The 18003-nt window shown below is 28.1% G+C and carries 19 protein-coding genes; 10 read left to right on the top strand and 9 right to left on the bottom strand.

Features of this window, described 5'->3' with window-relative positions; translation table 11 throughout:
• Positions 1 to 15 precede the first annotated feature (15 nt).
• From ASUIS_RS02225 to ASUIS_RS02205, 5 genes are all read right to left on the bottom strand, one after another.
• The gene (locus ASUIS_RS02225; RefSeq protein WP_118885517.1) at positions 16 to 1062 is read right to left on the bottom strand and encodes a DHH family phosphoesterase; all 1047 of its coding nucleotides are present in this window, start codon (positions 1060 to 1062) and stop codon (positions 16 to 18) included.
• Positions 1062 to 1460, bottom strand: a complete 399-nt coding sequence (locus tag ASUIS_RS02220; protein ID WP_118885516.1) for an RrF2 family transcriptional regulator — start codon at positions 1458 to 1460, stop codon at positions 1062 to 1064. Before ASUIS_RS02220 ends, ASUIS_RS02225 begins: the two co-directional genes overlap by 1 nt.
• A 144-nt stretch (positions 1461 to 1604) precedes the next feature.
• A complete protein-coding gene (gene rpsO / locus ASUIS_RS02215; RefSeq protein WP_118885515.1) occupies positions 1605 to 1877 on the bottom strand; it encodes a 30S ribosomal protein S15 in 273 nt (90 codons plus the stop codon).
• Between the two features lie 109 nt (positions 1878 to 1986).
• Positions 1987 to 2958, bottom strand: coding sequence for a GTP 3',8-cyclase MoaA (gene moaA, locus ASUIS_RS02210; RefSeq protein ID WP_118885514.1), 972 nt, complete (start codon positions 2956 to 2958; stop codon positions 1987 to 1989).
• A gap of 10 nt (positions 2959 to 2968) precedes the next feature.
• Entirely contained in the window at positions 2969 to 3886 is a 918-nt protein-coding gene (locus ASUIS_RS02205; protein ID WP_118885513.1) for a glycosyl transferase, read from the bottom strand.
• Between the two features lie 85 nt (positions 3887 to 3971).
• Here ASUIS_RS02205 and ASUIS_RS02200 point away from each other — a divergent pair, with 85 nt between their 5' ends.
• From ASUIS_RS02200 to rraA, 4 genes are all read left to right on the top strand, one after another.
• Complete coding sequence (locus tag ASUIS_RS02200; protein WP_118885512.1) at positions 3972 to 4637, top strand: Crp/Fnr family transcriptional regulator; 666 nt, start codon at positions 3972 to 3974, stop codon at positions 4635 to 4637.
• Entirely contained in the window at positions 4634 to 5632 is a 999-nt protein-coding gene (locus ASUIS_RS02195; RefSeq protein ID WP_118885511.1) for a type IV pili methyl-accepting chemotaxis transducer N-terminal domain-containing protein, read from the top strand. Before ASUIS_RS02200 ends, ASUIS_RS02195 begins: the two co-directional genes overlap by 4 nt.
• Before the next feature lie 59 nt (positions 5633 to 5691).
• Positions 5692 to 6423: a uroporphyrinogen-III C-methyltransferase gene (gene cobA, locus ASUIS_RS02190; RefSeq protein ID WP_118885510.1), complete on the top strand. Its 732-nt coding sequence runs from the start codon at positions 5692 to 5694 to the stop codon at positions 6421 to 6423.
• A 152-nt stretch (positions 6424 to 6575) separates the two neighbouring features.
• Positions 6576 to 7058 (top strand): ribonuclease E activity regulator RraA, encoded by a 483-nt coding sequence (gene rraA, locus ASUIS_RS02185; protein WP_118885509.1) that lies wholly within the window; start codon positions 6576 to 6578, stop codon positions 7056 to 7058.
• Between the two features lie 29 nt (positions 7059 to 7087).
• Here rraA and ASUIS_RS02180 read toward each other — a convergent pair whose 3' ends face one another.
• The gene (locus tag ASUIS_RS02180) at positions 7088 to 7777 is read right to left on the bottom strand and encodes a response regulator transcription factor (RefSeq protein ID WP_118885508.1); all 690 of its coding nucleotides are present in this window, start codon (positions 7775 to 7777) and stop codon (positions 7088 to 7090) included.
• Between the two features lie 66 nt (positions 7778 to 7843).
• On the opposite strand from ASUIS_RS02180, the gene ASUIS_RS02175 reads away from it, so the two are divergent.
• Positions 7844 to 9406 (top strand): cache domain-containing protein, encoded by a 1563-nt coding sequence (locus ASUIS_RS02175; protein ID WP_118885507.1) that lies wholly within the window; start codon positions 7844 to 7846, stop codon positions 9404 to 9406.
• Between the two features lie 25 nt (positions 9407 to 9431).
• Here ASUIS_RS02175 and ASUIS_RS02170 read toward each other — a convergent pair whose 3' ends face one another.
• From ASUIS_RS02170 to ASUIS_RS02160, 3 genes are read right to left on the bottom strand one after another with little or no spacing between them, the layout of a single operon-like run.
• Complete coding sequence (locus tag ASUIS_RS02170; protein ID WP_118885506.1) at positions 9432 to 10712, bottom strand: TRAP transporter large permease; 1281 nt, start codon at positions 10710 to 10712, stop codon at positions 9432 to 9434.
• Between the two features lies 1 nt (position 10713).
• Complete coding sequence (locus tag ASUIS_RS02165) at positions 10714 to 11259, bottom strand: TRAP transporter small permease (protein ID WP_118887622.1); 546 nt, start codon at positions 11257 to 11259, stop codon at positions 10714 to 10716.
• 13 nt (positions 11260 to 11272) lie between these two features.
• Entirely contained in the window at positions 11273 to 12265 is a 993-nt protein-coding gene (locus tag ASUIS_RS02160; RefSeq protein WP_118885505.1) for a DctP family TRAP transporter solute-binding subunit, read from the bottom strand.
• 211 nt (positions 12266 to 12476) lie between these two features.
• Between ASUIS_RS02160 and napA the strand changes: the two genes are divergently transcribed.
• Genes napA through ASUIS_RS02135 form a run of 5 tightly spaced genes read left to right on the top strand, consistent with a single transcriptional unit; the run spans position 12477 to position 17998 of the window.
• Positions 12477 to 15287: a nitrate reductase catalytic subunit NapA gene (gene napA / locus ASUIS_RS02155; protein ID WP_118885504.1), complete on the top strand. Its 2811-nt coding sequence runs from the start codon at positions 12477 to 12479 to the stop codon at positions 15285 to 15287.
• 15 nt (positions 15288 to 15302) lie between these two features.
• A complete protein-coding gene (gene napG, locus ASUIS_RS02150; RefSeq protein ID WP_118885503.1) occupies positions 15303 to 16115 on the top strand; it encodes a ferredoxin-type protein NapG in 813 nt (270 codons plus the stop codon).
• Positions 16112 to 16933 (top strand): quinol dehydrogenase ferredoxin subunit NapH, encoded by an 822-nt coding sequence (gene napH, locus ASUIS_RS02145; protein ID WP_118885502.1) that lies wholly within the window; start codon positions 16112 to 16114, stop codon positions 16931 to 16933. The genes napG and napH overlap by 4 nt, the downstream gene beginning before the upstream one ends.
• Positions 16920 to 17519 carry a nitrate reductase cytochrome c-type subunit gene (locus ASUIS_RS02140; protein ID WP_192894418.1) on the top strand — a complete coding sequence of 200 codons (600 nt, stop codon included), beginning with the start codon at positions 16920 to 16922 and terminating at the stop codon, positions 17517 to 17519. Before napH ends, ASUIS_RS02140 begins: the two co-directional genes overlap by 14 nt.
• Positions 17519 to 17998, top strand: coding sequence for a ferredoxin-type protein NapF (locus ASUIS_RS02135; RefSeq protein ID WP_118885500.1), 480 nt, complete (start codon positions 17519 to 17521; stop codon positions 17996 to 17998). The genes ASUIS_RS02140 and ASUIS_RS02135 overlap by 1 nt, the downstream gene beginning before the upstream one ends.
• Positions 17999 to 18003: the final 5 nt, after the last annotated feature.

Raw genomic sequence — 18003 nt, 5'->3', positions numbered from 1 at the left:
AAATTATTTTAAAAACTAAATTTTATCTAGTTTATTTTGTATATAAGTTTTAACTTCAGAAAGATCAATAACTTCTTTAAAATCTTCAAATTTACAACCACTTGCATTTATATGTCCACCACCATTTGCCAATTTTGTTGCCATCATAGCAACATCAACTTTTCCATCAGCTCTAAATGAAGCATTTCCTTTTTTATTTATATCAATAAAAAAATCATAATCAGGATTTGCTCTTAAAAAAGCATTTGCAGGAATAGAGATAGAACCTAAACAATAAGTTAAAAGTCCTTTGTGACCTTTGTAAGTTACTGTTAAATCATCTTTTACATCAATCAAAGTTTTTACAAGATAAGTTGCAGATAAATTATCTAAAGTATCATCTTTATCGCTAAGTTTTAGGAAATCTTTTTTCATAAAATGAACATCATTATCTAATTTTATATGTCCATCTATTTCATCTATATATTTAGAGGCTTCTTTTAATAAATAACATCTAAAATCTCTATTTAAATCAGTAAATAAAATATTATTTATTTCTCTCACTTTTGAAATCATTGACATTAAAACTTTTCCAAATTCAAAGTTTGTTATTTCATTCTCAAGCCAAATATCAACTGCATTTATTGCATTAACTAATGGTTCTAGCCAAGCTTTTGTAATACTATTAAAACCTTCATGCTCTTCAAACATATAATCATAAACTATTTTTGTGGCGCATCTTTTTTCATCTAAATAGTACCAAGAAAAAGTTTCAGCACTTTTTTTACCACTTATATGATGATCTAAAAGTTGAAGCTTTATTGTATATCCATCTTTTATTAACTTATTTATATCATTATCTAAATCTTTTGCTTCTTGAAAAGTTAAATTTAAATCACTTATTAAAATTAAAATTTCATCTTCTTTATAGTCAAGAACTTGTTCTAAAACTTTTTTTATACTTAATTTTACTTCTAAACCATAATTAGCATTGTAAAAAAATCCTTCTTTAAAATACTCTTTAGTAATTAATTGGCATCCATATCCATCTAAATCTGTGTGAGAAATATGAAACAATTTCATTAAGCAATATCTTTTAATGTCAATTTTTCTAAGAAATCATTGATTTTAAGTTGTAAATTATTTAATAAAGGCCAAATTGTACAAAGTGATGCCAGTTGATTTGGACAACTTCCAATAGATGGTGAGCATTCAAAAACAGAAGGTAATTTATCTTCAGCTGCAACTACAATTTCTAAAATTGTAATCGTCTCCCAAGATTTATTTAAAGCAAATCCACCATTCACACCTCTATGAGATACTACTAAATTTTGTTTTGCTAGGTTTTGCATTATTTTTGCTAGAAATGATTTTGATATATTTAATTCTTTTGATAACTCATCTACATTCTTTGGTTCATCACTTTTAGCAATAGCAATTAAAGATAGTAGTGCGTATTCACTTTTTTTTGTTAATAACATATTATATATTTCCAATTTTTTTTGTTTATTCTACAAGAACTATTATTAAGATTCGTTATTAAAATCAATCAAATGAAATATTTAAACAAAAAAAAAGGGTTGTAGCAATGCTACAACCCTTTTTTTTGGTAACTAAAACTAAAATTATTTAGCTCTAATTCCTAAAGAAGCTACTAATTCAACAAATGAAGTATAGTTTGTTCTTCTTAAGTATGCTAATAATCTTTTTCTTTTTCCAACCATTTTTAATAGACCTAATCTTGAAGAGTGATCTTTTTTGAAAACTTTTAAGTGTTCTGTTAATATTTTAATTTGCTCTGTTAATAAAGCAATTTGAACTTCTGATGAACCAGTATCACCATCTTTTTTACCGTATTTTGCTGCTATAGCTGCTTTTACTTCCTGATCTAAAGCCATGTTGACCTCCTAATAGGTATATGTTAATTTTTTCATTTATTTTAAATGAACGCTAATTGTATTTAAAAGTTACTTTAACTTTACTTTAAAGTAATAAATTTCTTAATTTTCATCCGCCAGTTTGATAAAAAGCTCTTGTTGAGATTTTATTATCATCTTTTATTGACCACTTATTTTTTTCTGGTTTATTTTGTAATACTTTTTTTAGAATTTCTACTGCTTCTTCTATTCTATTATTTTGAACTGCATCTTTTATACTCATTGCATCTTCAAAATATAAACAGGGAATTAAAAATCCTTCTGCGGTTAATCTTATTCTATTACATTGAGCACAAAAATCATCTTTATGTGGTTCTATTATTCCAAATTGAAAACCATCTTCTAACTCATAATATTGTGCAGGAGAACTTGTATCTCTTGGAACTATTTTAAGATTTGAATATTTTTTAGAGATAATTTCTATTATTTCACCAGAATTTAATCCTTTTGCACCATCTTTTGCATGATTATTTTCCATAAATTCTATAAATCTAACTACATAACCTTTAGATTTACAAAACTCTAAAACGTCTAAAACATCATTATCATTTATACCTTTAATTGGAACACAATTTATTTTAATTTTTAATCCAGCATCAGCTGCTGCTTGTATTCCTTTAAGGACAGTTTCTAAAACATCTTTTTGAGCAATTTTTGCAGCAGTTGCTGAGTTTAAAGTATCTAAAGATATATTTATTCTTTTTAATCCAGAATCTTTTAATTTTTGTGCAACTTTTGGAAGTAAAAAACCATTTGTTGTTAATGCTAAATCTATATCATTTTTATAATCAAATATCATCTTTAAGAAAACAGCTAAGCCTTCTCTTAAGAGTGGCTCACCACCTGTAATTCTTACTTTTTTTATTCCCTCATCAATTGATGCTTTTATAAATTTAAATAAATCCTCATAAGAAAGTAAATTCTCTTTTGGAACCCATGAAAAAGGTTTTTCTGGCATACAATATTGACATCTAAAGTTACATCTTTCTGTTACTGAAACTCTTAGATAATCGTGTTTCCTTCCAAATCCATCTATTAACATTCTTTACCTTTTAGTTTAGTCTTTGCCATGCTTCATTTAAAGAAACTACTCTTTTTGAAAATAAAAGATATAAAGCCACATTAAATTTTGCAAGTTTTAAAATATTTTCATCTGGATTTCTAACTATATTTAAAGACTCTTCTAAAGAAATATTTTCAAATTCTTTATCATAAACTATTCCATAATCCTTTAAGCAAAAACTCTCTTCAATTATGTTTCCATCTATCATTTTCCAATATTTCCCATCTTTAAATACTTCAGGACTTCCTTCACTTGCTTTTACAACAACTAGCTCTTTGAAATATGGAGCAAAAATATCTAAATATTTTTGTACATAAGGTTTATGAAATGCTGTTGTCACACCATATTCACATAAAGCTGGATTTAAAAGTTTTTCAACTGTATTAAAAGCCGTTCTCAAACCCAATTCATGTCTTAATGGTGTAATATTACTTAACTCATTTAGGTATTCTACCCTATCAAAAAAATGTAAGTATTGACTTGCATCAATATTAGTAAAAATTTCTTTTGTGGTAAGCCCTATTTTTGCAGGTTGCAAAAAATCTCCTGAAATTACTAAATTTAATTTTCTTATATCACTATTTTTTGCATAAAATTCTTCTAAGATTTTGCCAAATAAAGGAAATAAAAATGGATTATCACATCTTCCATCAAATGAATATCCAAGTTCTATAGAATCTTCAACTTTTTGAAATTTCATAAATTTTCGTAAAGCCAAAATACAGCCTTTTAACTCATCATTTGATTCAAGTTTAGTTCTCCAACCTATTAAAAAAGCTCCTATTTGTGCTTGTGTTGCTTTATTTAATAATATTTGTTCAACAGCATCTGCTGTTTCTTCAATGCTTAAATTTCTATTCCCTTTTGGTCCTGTTCCAACTGCTTTTATATATTTTTTAAAACTCATTATAAACCTTATTTTATATCACTTAATTAGTATTTTTACAAGCATAATATACAATAGCTTAAATAAAACAATATGAAGGTTTGATGTGACTGTACAAGAAACCATTAGAAAAATAAGTTTTTTTAATAACTTAAATGATGAACAAATCGAATTAATTGCTTCCATTTCAAATGTATCAAAATACCCGAATAAATCCATTTTATACTACGAAAGTGATATAAGTAAAAATTTACTCTTTTTGGTTGAAGGACTCATTAAAATTTATAAAGTTGATAAGTTTGACAATGAAATATTTTTATATCATATTTATAAAAACTCTATGATTAGTGAACTTACATCTATGAATGATAATGATATTTATTGTTTTTCAAATGCAGAATTTACAGAAGATTCAATAATATTATCTGTTAATTTTGAAAAATTTCAAGAGATATTTTTATCAAAAAATATTTTAACTATGGAATTGCTTGAAATACTATTAAAAAAAACTCATCAACTTCAATGTATTGTAAATAGAGAATTAGTTTTTGATGCTACAGCAAAAGTTGCGTTTATGCTAAATCAGGATTTAGAAATGTTTAATAAATTAAAAAGGCAGGAAGTTTCTTTTATGTTGCATATTCAGCCAGAAACTCTATCAAGAGTTCTAAAAAGATTAACAAGAAAAGAAACTATTAGTATTCAAAATGGTGAAGTTATTATTACAAATAAAGAAGATTTAATCTCTATTTTTAAAGGAATTGGGGTATGAAACAAAATACAATAAGTACAAAAATAAAATTTATAGGAATTTTATTTATTATTTTAATGACCAGTATAATTGCAACAACAATTTACTTAAATGAAAAAAATAAAAAAGATGCTTTGGTTATAAATGTAGTTGGAAAACAAAGAATGTTGACTCAAAATATTTCTAAGAATATCTTTTATTTATATCATAATGAAAATACTTCATATTCAGAACTTGAAAGTTCAACTATTGAATTTATCTACAATCTAAACTCTTTAAAAGATGGAAATGATTTAACAGGTATTGTAAAAGCTCCCACAGATGATATTGCAAAACAACTTTCAAAAGTGGAAATTTTATGGAACAATTTTCATAAAAATATAGATAATTTTAAAGAACAAGAACAAAAAAGAAATGAAAATAATGAAGCAATTTTAAAAGATATTGTAATCTCTATTTATAATACAAATACGCCATTATTAAATGAAGTTGATACTTTAGTTTCTATGTATACAATTTATTGTGAACAAAAAAGTGATTTTATAAGATATATTCAATACAGTTTTGCACTTATAATCATATTTTTAATAATTTATAGTTTTTCACAACTAAAAACTATGGAAGAAAATGCAAAAAGATTTTTTGAAGAATCAAAAAAAATTATGGAAAATGATAGCAATGAACCTCTTGTTCCTATAAAAATCCAAGCAGAAAAAGAGATAGTTGATGCAACTGATACAATAAATTGTTTTATAGATAAAATAAATTCAGCTATGACTTATTCAGCAAATGCGATTGAACAATCTAAAAATGCATCTATTAAATTAGAAGAAATTACAGATGAATTTGACAAAATAATAGATGAACTTACAAACTCAAATGATATTTCTAAACAATTAAATAAAAGTGAAGATATTGTAATTCAATCTCAAGAAAATCTAATGAACTCTACAAAAAAACTTCAAGAATTAAAAAATGAATTAAATAAACTCATGAATTCTTGTAAAGCTAAGTAGTTTATATTGATTTTTTACTATAATTCAAAAAAATTATTCTTATAAGGTAAAATAATAATATGCCAAAAGTATACCTAACAGGCGCAGGACCTGGAGATGTAGAACTTCTAACATTAAAAGCAGTTCGAGTAATACAAAATGCAGATGTTCTAATCTATGATAGATTAGTAAATCCAGAAATTTTAGAATTAGCAAAAGAATCATGTGATTTAATTTATGTTGGAAAAGAAGATAAAAAACATACTCTTCCTCAAGAAGCGATAAATGAATTAATTTATCAAGCTTCTTTAAAATATGAAAATGTAGTAAGACTAAAAGGTGGTGATCCTTTTGTTTTTGGTCGTGGTGGAGAAGAAGCTCTTTATCTTTATGAACGAAATATTAAATTTGAAATAATCCCGGGAATCACTTCAGCAATTGCAGTTCCAGCATACGCAGGAATTCCAGTAACCCATAGAGGAATAACAACATCTTTTAGAGTTGTAACTGGTCATGAAAATCCAAAAAAGAAAATTTCTCAAATTGAATGGGAAACATTTTTAAATGATGAAACAATTGTTTTTTTAATGGGTTATCACAATATTGAGTTAATTTCTTCAAAATTAATAGCTTTAGGCAAAAGAAAAGATTATCCATGTGCAGTTATTTCAAAAGGAACAACAAAAGAGCAAGAAGTAGTAGTTGGAACTTTAGAAGATATAACAAACAAATCAAAAAATCTTCCAACACCAGCTATGATAATAATTGGTGAAGTTGTGACATTAAGAGAGCAAATTAGGTGGTTTGATTAGAATTAACTTTTTATTTAAATACTCCAATGTTACTTTTTTACTTATTTTATAAAATTAATATTTTTTTTTAATGTTTTTTTAATTTATACACTTTTTATACATTTCTTTTTATTACTATAGTCTTTATAACTATCTAGGAAGAAGGAAGTAAAATGAATATACAAACAGCAGATTTATGCGATGATAATAAAGAAAAAAAAATAGAAGTTTTATCTGCAAAATTTAAAAATTATGGTGGATTAAAAAAATTTTCAGGACAAATAGTAACTGTAAAACTTGATAAAAGTAACTGGCGTTTATTAGAAATGTTAAGAGATGAAAATGGTGAAGGGAAAATTGTAGTAGTTGACAATTCACAGGAATTTTTTGGAGTTGTTGGAGACAAATTAATGGCATTTGCTAAAAAAAATAATTGGCAAGCAATTATTTTAAATGGTTATGTAAGAGATATAGATGAAACAAAAAATATTGAAGTTGGGCTTTTAGCAATAGGAACTTGCCCTCTTAGAAATTTTGAAAAAACACAATCACAAAGAGATATAGAATTAAACTTTGAAGGTGTAACTTTTAATACTGGAGATTATGTTTACGCTGATAACGATGGCGTTATTGTTTCAAAAAATAAATTACTATAAAAAACAAGAACACTTAAAATTAAGTGTTCTTATCCTTTCATATTGTAATAATAACCTATTCCTTGCATATTCTTTAAGAAATTCTCAGGTAATTTTTTTCTCAAATTTTTAATAAATAATCTCATTGCATTTGATGTCATAATAGAATCATCATCCCAAACAGCGTTTTCAAGTTCTTCATAAGTAATTATTCTATTTTTAGTAATAAGTAATTTTAGAAAAGTTGATTCTTTTTTTGTAAGAATAAAAGCTTCATTTCCATTTGAAATAGTAGATTTACTCGAGTCAAAAACCCAATTTTGATCAAGATTATATATTTTATTTTCATCGTAAGACTTTACAAATCCTTCTAATGCTTCCATAAGTTTATCATTTGTTATTGGTTTTACAATATATTTAATAAGATGTAATTCAGTAGCTTCTAACAAATAATTCAAATCTGTATGTGCTGAAGTTATAATAATTCTTGTTTTTGAATCTGTTTCTCTAATTCTTTTGAGTAAATCAATTCCTGTTTCATTTCCCATTTTTATATCAGTTATTATTAAATCTGGTTTATTTTGTATATATTTAATATATGCTTCACTAGCATCTTTAGCACTTAATACTTCTCTGAAAAGATGTTTTAATATTTCTTCTATATTATTTCTAATACCATCTTCATCTTCAACATAAAGAACACAAAAAGCACTAAGTTTATTTATAAAATTTTTTTGCATATTATAAAAATCCTTATTAGAAAACATATGTTATCATAGCGAATTAATGCTAATTAAAGGTTTATTTTGAATTTAACAATGGAAAACAATTTATCAAAAAGTATAATATTTACATTTATAATAATAATGTCTTCAATGATATTTGCAATATCTTATTTTTATGTAAAAAATACTTATGCTGATTTTGAAATAGAAATGGATAAATTTGTTCAAGAATATTATTTGAACAAAAAGAAAACTTTGAAAAAAGAGATAACTACAGTCTTTGATATACTAAACTACAATATTAATAAATCAAACTTAAATGATGAACAATTAAAAGCGGATGCAATAAAACTATTAAATAATATAACTTTTGAAGAAAAAAAGAGTAACTATTTTTTTGTATATGAAGTTAAAAATATGCAAGGTGGTGATGATTTTGCAAAACTTGTTGTAAATCCTAATAGACCAGATTTAGTTGGACAATTAATATCAACTAAATATGAAGATACTGATGGGAAAAGATTTAGGGAAGATTTTTTGAAAGATATAAGGGAAACAGGAGAATCATATACCCAATATGCCTATAAAAAACCTGACTCGAATGAATCTAAATATAAACTTTCATACTTCAAATATTATGAAAAATGGAATTGGATAATTTCTGCGGGTATATATACAGATGATATTGAAGATGAAATAGAAATAAAAAGAAAAGATTTACAAAAAAAAGTTAAAAACCAAGTTGCTCAAAATATAATATTATTTTTAATGTTTTTATCAATTGCCATTTTGATTTCAATAGCTATTTCACAAAGAATTGATTTGATTTTAAAAAGTTATGAAAATAAAGTAAGAACAAATGCAAAAGAACTTGAAGAATTAAATCAATCTTTAGAAGAAAAGGTAAAAGAAGAAATTGAAAAAAATAGAGAAAAAGAACAACTATTAGTTCAAAAATCAAAGTTTATAGCCTTGGGAGAGATGATTTCAAACATTGCTCATCAATGGAGACAGCCTTTAAGTGAATTATCTTCTATATTGATGTTTATAAAATTTAAATATAGTATAAATGCTCTTGATAGTGAAACAATGCAAAGAAAATCCCAAGAAGCAGACAGAGTTTTAGAATATATGTCACATACAATAGATGATTTTAGAAATTTCTTTATGCCAAAAAAAGAAAAAGAAGAATTTAATTTACTCAAAGAAGTACAATTGGTAATGAATATCATTTCAAGTACTTTAGATAATTACAATATAAAAATTGAAATGAATATTGATGAAAATATCAAAATAATAACTTATTTAAATGAATATAAACAAGTTGTTCTTAATATTTTAAGTAATGCAAAAGATATTTTAATTGATAAAAATCTAAAAAATCCACTAATAAAAATAACTGTAAGTGAAGATAAAAATTATGTGATTTTAAATATAGAAGACAATGGAGGAGGAGTTTTAGTTGAACCAAAAGGTAAAATATTTGAACCATATTTCACAACAAAAGAAGATAGTAACGGAACAGGAATAGGTCTTTATATGTCAAAAATAATAGTTGAAAAAAATATGAAAGGCAAATTAAGAGTTAAAAATATTAATGATGGAGCTCAATTTTCTATTTATATTCCAAAAGATAGTTTTTAAAAAGTAAGAGATAAACTCTTACTTTTTATCCAAACATTAAATTTGGAAGCCATAAAGAAATAATTGGTATATAAGTTACTAAGAGTAATCCAATTAATAATATTCCTGTCATCGGTAAAGATGCAACAATAACTTCTTTTAAACTAAGTCCCGTTATACCACTTGCAACAAAGAGATTAAGTCCCACAGGTGGAGTTATCATTCCTATTTCCATATTTACAACCATTATAACACCTAGATGTATTGGGTCAATACCTAAAGCCATTCCAATAGGAAGTAAAAGTGGTACTGTAATCATTACCACAGAACTAGGTTCCATAAATTGTCCCATAAATAAAAGTAAAATATTTATGATTAATAAGAACATTAATGGACCAACATTTGCTTCTAAAATCATTTGTGTTATATGTTGTGGAATTTGTTCATCTGTTAAGAAATGAGCAAACAACATAGCATTAGCAATGATAAAGAATATCATCGAACTTGTTTGTGCTGAATCCAAAATGATTTTATATAAATCTTTAAATTTTGTATCTTTATAAACAAACATAGAGATAAAAAAAGCATACATTACACTGAATGCTCCGGCTTCTGTTGGAGTAAAAATACCTCCATAAATTCCACCAATAACTATCACGATAATCATTAAAGCCCAAAAAGCATTTTTAAATGCTGTAAATTGTTCTTTAAAGGTTGCTCTTTGCCCACCTTTGAAACCACTTTTTTTAGCCAAGAAATAAGTTGCAATCATCATCATAATACCTATCATAAGTCCAGGAATTACCCCTGCCATAAATAGTCTTCCAATAGATTGATCAGCAGTAACTCCATACACGATAAATACAATTGAAGGCGGAATTAAAATACCTAATGTTCCAGAAGTTGCAATTGTTCCAATGGCAAACTGTTCATTATATCCTGCTTGTTTTATTGCTCCATACATAACAGAACCAATAGCAGCAACAGTAGCTGGAGAACTACCACTAACAGCAGCAAAAATAATAGATGCTAAAATAGCAGCTATTGGAAGTCCACCTGGAAGATGTCCAACTAAAGTTTTTGCAAATTCAATAATTCTTGATGCAGAAGAACCTCTTGATAATAAAGAACCAGCCAGAATAAACATAGGAATAGCCATAAGAGTATATTTGTTTAATCCATCAAAAACTTTTGAAGGGATTCCCATTAAATCCATATCTGTAAAAAAGAATGATGTTATAAGTGTTGTAGTTCCTAAAGCAACAGCAACAGGTACACCAAAAATCATTAAGGCAAAAAGTAAAATAAATAAAGTAGCAATAACCATATTATTTTTCTCCTTTTATTTCATTTATAATAACTTCATGCTCATTAAATAGTTTAATTTCCTTAGAATCTGTTTTTATTACTTCTATTAATTTTTCAGCTGTTCTATATGCTGCTAATGCAAAAGCAATAGGAAGAACTACGTGAGGAATCCACATAGGAATATTTAAATCAACACTCATTTCTCCAAAATCTACTAACATAATTACCAGATAATATCCAAAATATGACATTAAACCAAGATATATAACAGAAATTAAATTTGCAAAAATTAGAAAAAATTTTGTAAAAGAGGGAGGGAATCTTTCAATAATTAAAGATACTGAAATATGTGCTCCTTGTTTAAAACCGTATGCAGCACCAAAAAGTGCAGACCAAATAAAGAAATAGTTTGTAAGTTCACCAGCCCAAGTAAGACTCATATCAAACCCATATCTTAATACTACATTTATAAAAGCCAATAACACACCCAATGACAGTCCTACGACTGCCATTGTTTGGTTAATTGTTCCAACAATTAAATCAATAATTTCAAAAAATTTTTTCATATTAAAAACTTCATTATTTAGTATCAATTGCTTTTTTGATTAAATCTTCACCAATTACATCATAGAATTGAGGATATATAACTGACATAGCTTTTTTCCATTCTTGTTTTTGTGCATCATTTAATTCAATAATTTGAAGTTTATTCGTATCTTTAGCATATTTTGTTAAAGATTCCATCATCAAAGCATCTTCTTTCATAGACTCTTCTCTTTCAAGTTTTGTCGCTTCTTTCATAGCTTGAGCTACATTTGCTTGTAAATCTTTTGGTAATTTATTCCAAAATTGCTCATTCATAACTACTAAATAACCTAAATATCCATGTTGACTTAAAGTAAGACTAGATTGAACTTCATGGAATTTTTTTGTATAGAAGTTTGATAATGGATTTTCAGTTCCATCAACTACACCTTGTTGGAGTGCTGAGTAAACTTCTGAAAATGGTAAAACTTGTGGATTTCCACCAACAGATTTAAATTGAGCTTCTAAAACTTTTGAACTTTGAATTCTAAATTTCATTCCAGCTGCATCTTCTGGTTTTACTAAAGCTTTTGTACTAGATGAAAGATGTTTAAATCCAGCATCCCAATAATCAAGTGCAATCATTTGTCTTTTTTCATCAACTTTTGATTTTAAAACTGCTCCAACTTCTCCATCCATTACATTATAAAGGTGAGTTTTATCTCTAAAAATAAAAGGTAAATCAAAAAGTTGCATTTGTGGTGCAACACTTGTAAACTTTGATAAACTTGGCATAATTAATTGAACATTGTTCATTACTAATGCTTTCATCTCTTCACCATCACCATATAATTGAGAATTTGGGAATACTTGAACATCAATTTTTCCACCTGTTAATTCTTCAACTCTTTTTTCAAAAAAGTCCGCTGCTTTACCTTTTGGCGTACTCGCACTTACAACGTGACTTACTTTCATCGTATAATCTGCTGCTAATCCTGCTGTTGCAATCATTGCTGCTGTAATAGTTCCTAAAACTAATTTTTTCATATCTATCTCTCCTTAATTTTTGATATCAAATAATTATATTTGAAAGTTATGTAATTATTATGTAAGTATTTAACTAATGTTAGTTTTAACAAACAAAGAAGACAATTTTTATCTTAATTAAAACTTAATTTACTTGACATGAGTCAATCTTTAATATCTATTTTATAGTTACAATTCAGAGTAAAGAATTATATTTCAAAAAGGAGAAATCATGTCGCTTTCAAGAAGAGACTTCCTCAAAAGTTCAGCAGCAGCAAGTGCAGCAGCAGCAATTGGTATGACAGTACCAGCTGATTTACAAGCACAAGCAAATGTTGCTGAAGGTGGTTGGAGATGGGACAAGGCAGCTTGTCGTTTCTGTGGAACTGGTTGTGGGATTATGCTTGCTACTAAAGAGGGAAAAATCGTTGCAGTAAAAGGTGATCCAGCAGCACCTGTAAACAGAGGTCTTAATTGTATTAAGGGTTATTTTAATGCAAAAATTATGTATGGTGCAGATAGATTAAAACAACCATTATTAAGAATGAATGCAAAAGGTGAATTTGATAAAAAAGCTGATTTTGCACCTGTTTCTTGGAAAAGAGCTTTTGATGAGATGGAAAAACATATAAGAATTGCTCTAAAAGAAAAAGGTCCAGAGGGAATTGGAATTTTTGCTTCAGGTCAATATACAATTATGGAAGGTTATACAGCTCAAAAAATGATGAAAGCTGGATTTAGATCAAATGCAATTGATCCAAATGCAAGACACTGTATGGCTTCAGCTGTTACAGGCTTTTATCAAACTTTTGGAATAGATGAACCAAGTGGATGTTATGATGATATTGAATTAACAGATACAGTTGTATCTTGGGGTTCAAATATGGCTGAAATGCACCCAATTTTATGGTCAAGGGTTACTGATAGAAAATTATCAGATCCAGAAAAAGTAAAAGTTATAAATATTTCTACTTACAGACATAGAACTTCTGATTTAGCTGATATTGAAATCATATTTACTCCAAATACTGACTTAGCTTTATGGAATTATATTGCTAGAGAAATTGTATATAATCATCCAGAATCAATTGATTGGGACTTCGTAAAAGAACATATCGTATTTGCAGCAAGTCCTGTAAATATTGGTTATGGAATGAGAAGAAGTGATGAAAAGTCTATCAAAGATGGAAAATATTCTGATTTAGAAATGCAAACTATTTCTAAAGAGATGGAAAAAATAGTTTCAGAAACAGAAGCTCCAGCACTTGCTCCTTATGGATATAAAGCTGGTGATAAAATGGTAAATAAAAATACAGGTTTAGCTCACTGGGAAATCTCTTTTGAAGAGTATAAAAAATCTTTAGAGCCTTATACACTTGATTATGTAGCAAAAATTTCAAAAGGAAATCCTGATGAAAATATTGAAGAATTTAAGAAAAAACTTCAAACTTTAGCTGATTTATATATTGAAAAAAATAGAAAAGTTGTATCTTTCTGGACAATGGGAATGAATCAACACACAAGGGGAACTTGGGTAAATACACTTTCATATAATGTTCACTTTTTATTAAATAAACAAGCGAAACCAGGTTCTGGAGCGTTTTCACTTACAGGACAACCAAGTGCTTGTGGAACTGCAAGAGAAGTTGGAGTATTTACACACAGACTTCCTGCTGATATGATGGTTGATAATCCAAAACATAGAGATATAGCTGAAAAAGCTTGGAGTATTCCAGCTGGTACTTTAAATCCAAAAGGTCACCAACATATTATGAAAATTCATAGAGACATCGAAGATGGAAATATTAAATTTGCTTGGGTAAATGTTTGTAATCCGTATCAAGATACAGCAAGTGCAACACATTGGATTAAAGCTGCACGTGAAATGGACAACTTCATCGTAACTAGCGATGGATATCCAGGGATTTCTGCAAAAGTATCTGACTTAATTTTACCATCTGCCATGATTTATGAAAAATGGGGTGGATATGGAAATGCTGAAAGAAGAACACAACTTTGGAGACAACAAGTAGTTCCTGTTGGAGATGCAATGTCTGATACATGGCAATGGGTTGAACTTTCAAAAAGATTTACAGTAAAAGATTTATGGGGTGAACAAACACTTGCAAGTAGCAAAGGTGAAATAAAACTTCCAGATGTAATTGAAGCTGCCAAAGCTATGGGATATAATGAAAATACAACTATGTATGAAATTTTATTTGCAAATAAAAAAGCTCAATCTTACAAATTAGATCAAAAAGACCCTGTTCAAGCTGGTTACGATAATAGTGAAGGTTTTGGAGATGCTAGAAAAGTAGTTGGAAGTGATGGAAAAGTATTCAAAGGTTATGGATTCTTTATTCAAAAATATCTATTTGAAGAGTATGCTGACTTTGGTAGAGGTCACGGTCACGATTTAGCTGACTTTGATACTTATCACAAGGTGCGAGGACTTAAATGGCCAGTTGTTGATGGAAAAGAAACACAATGGAGATTTAATACAAAATATGACCCTTATGCTAAAAAAGAGAGTCCAGATAGTGATTTTGCATTCTATGGAACATTAGCAAAAGAGTTAGCGCAAGGTGATTTACTTGGAGTTAAAGACCAAACTAAAAAATCATTAAAAAATAAAGCAAAAATATTTGCACGTCCTTACATGGATCCACCGGAAATTCCAGATACTGAATATCCAGTTTGGTTAAGTACAGGAAGGGTTTTAGAACATTGGCATAGTGGAACTATGACTATGAGGGTTCCTGAATTATATCGAGCAGTTCCAGAAGCACTTTGTTATATGCACCCAGAAGATGCAAAAACTTATGGAGTTACGCAAGGTTCTTTATGTTGGGTTGAATCAAGACGTGGAAAAGTAAAAGCTAGAGTTGAAACAAGAGGAAGAAATAGACCATCACGTGGTTTAGTGTTTGTTCCTTGGTTCGATGAAAAAGTATTTATAAATAAAGTTTGTTTAGATGCGACTTGCCCACAATCAGGTCAAACTGACTTTAAAAAATGTGCGGTAAAAATTTATCAAGCGTAAAAGTAAAGAGAAAAGATGAAAACAGAACAAAACCTACCAATAAGTGAAAGAAGAAAATTTTTTCTAACAATTGCCAGAGCTTCAGGCTTGGCAATTCTTGGAGGTTTAACTTGGAGTGCATATGTTGATGAAGTAAAAGCTACTTCATTAATATTAAGACCACCCGGAGCAAGAAATGAAGCTGATTTTTTAGCAACATGTATTAAATGCGGAATGTGTGTAGAAGCCTGTCCTTTTGATACATTAAGATTGGCAAAACCAGGAGATAACAAACCTCTGGGAACACCATTTTTTATACCAAGAGAAATTCCTTGTTATATGTGTACTGATATTCCATGTGTTCCTGTTTGTCCAACAAAAGCACTTGATATAAAATCTGTACAAAATGAAGAAAAAAAATTAGATATCACAAAAGCTCAAATGGGAGTAGCTGTTATTGATGATAACTCTTGTATCGCTTTTTGGGGTATTCAATGCGATGCTTGCTATAGAGCGTGTCCACTTTTAGGTGAAGCGATAAGTATTGAATATTCAAAAAATGAAAGAACAGGGAAACATGCTTTTTTAAAACCTGTTGTTCATACGGATGTATGTACAGGTTGTGGATTATGTGAAAAAGCTTGTGTTACACAAAAAGCAGCAATTTTTGTACTTCCAAGGGATATAGCTTTGGGAAAAGTGGGTGATCACTATGTTCAAGGTTGGAATAAAAAAGACGAAAAAAGAGTAGAAAATGCAACAAGCAATACTACAAAAACAAAAATTAGTAAAGATAGTGCAGTTGATTCTTTAAACAATAGTAGCGACATGGAGGATTTATTAAAATGATAAAGAAATATAGATTTTTAATCGCTAGAAGAATCACTCAAATATCTATTATGGTTTTATATGTGATTGCAAATATTTATGGAATAAATATTTTGATGGGAAATTTAAGTTCATCATTGATTTTAATTACTATTCCATTAAGTGATCCTTATGCTATTTTACAGATGTTTTTTGCAGGTGCATTTTTATCATTTGATATTCTTTTGGGAGCTTTTTTCATTTTGATATTTTATATGATTGTTGGTGGTCGAGCTTTTTGTTCTTGGATTTGTCCTGTAAATATGATTACAGATTTAGCAAATTTTTTGCGAAGAAAATTTGGATTTAATCAAATCCAAAAAAAACAACCAGCTTCTAGAAATATAAGATATTGGGTAATCGCAATTAGTTTTGTTATCTCTTTTTTTATGGGTCTTGCAGCATTTGAGTTAGTATCTCCTATTTCCATGGTTCATAGAGGAATCATATTTGGAATGGGATTTGGCTGGGCTGCGATGCTTGTAATATTTCTTTTTGACTTATTTGTTTTAAAAAATGGTTGGTGCGGACATATTTGTCCTCTTGGTGGATTTTATTCACTTGTTGGAAAATTTAGTTTAATTAGAGTTCATCACAATGCGCCTAATTGTACAGCGTGTATGAAATGTAAAGAAGTTTGTCCAGAAAGCCAAGTTTTACATATGGTTACAAAAACTTCTATGCCTGTGTTAAGTGGTGAGTGTACAAACTGTGGAAGATGTGTAGAAGTTTGTGATGATAATGCTCTTAATTTTTCAATAAAAAATTTAAAAAAGGAAAATGAAAATGAAGTTAGGTAAATTAGCTTTAGCAATAACAGTAGCAACAACAATATTATTTGCTGCAAATACAAAAAATGTTATAGATGAAGATTCAATTGGTCTTAGAAAAGTAGATTTATTATCAGAAGATAAAGCTGCTCCTGATGAGACAAAATATGGTACTTCTCAACCAATGAGTGGATACAAAATAGAAAGAGCTTACCAAAATGCTCCACCTATGATTCCACATGATGTTGAAGGAATGTTAGAGATTACACCTGATAATAATATGTGTATTGGTTGTCATGATGTATCAGTTGCAGCATCTATGAATGCAACACCAATTCCAAAATCACACTATATTGATTTTAGACCAAAACATACACTTGATGGTGATAATTTTGTAAAATCAACAGATGACATGAAAAATGAAGTTTCAATAAAACCAATTGAAACAATATCACATGCAAGATTTAATTGTACTGCTTGTCATGCTCCTCAAAGTACAGGTGGATTAGCTGTTGAAAATACATTTAAAGCTAACTATACAAGAAAAGATGGAAAAACTCACTCTACTTGGAATGAAGTTTTAACTGACGATTTAGATACTTTAAAGAAAAAATAATGAAAAGAAGAGAACTTTTTAGTTCTCTTGTTTCATCTTTTAAAAAAGATGAGAAACAAGAGAAAATAATAAGACCTCCATACTTTAAAGATGAAGATATTTTCTTTACAAATTGTAAAGATTGTGAGGGTTTATGCTCTACAGTTTGTGAAGAAAATATTATATTCATTCAAGGAGATTTTACACCAAAACTTGATTTCACTTCAAGTGGTTGTACCTATTGTGATGAGTGTGCAAAAATTTGTCCAAATGAAGTTTTAAATTTAGAGTATAAAAAAAGAATTAATGCAAAAATAGAAATAGATGTGTTATCGTGTTTATCATGGAATAAAACCATGTGTTTTTCATGTAAAGACCCATGTTTAGATGATGCTATTGATTTTTTAGCTATGTTTAGACCAAGTATAAATGACTCTTGTACTTCATGTGGTTTTTGTATAAAATCATGTCCTACAAATGCTATAAAAATTATCAAATAAAAGGC

Source organism: Arcobacter suis CECT 7833, assembly GCF_003544815.1.
Classification (GTDB): domain Bacteria; phylum Campylobacterota; class Campylobacteria; order Campylobacterales; family Arcobacteraceae; genus Aliarcobacter; species Aliarcobacter suis.
The sequence above is the reverse complement of the archived record's forward strand: the minus strand, read 5'-3'. Positions and strand labels throughout refer to the sequence as shown.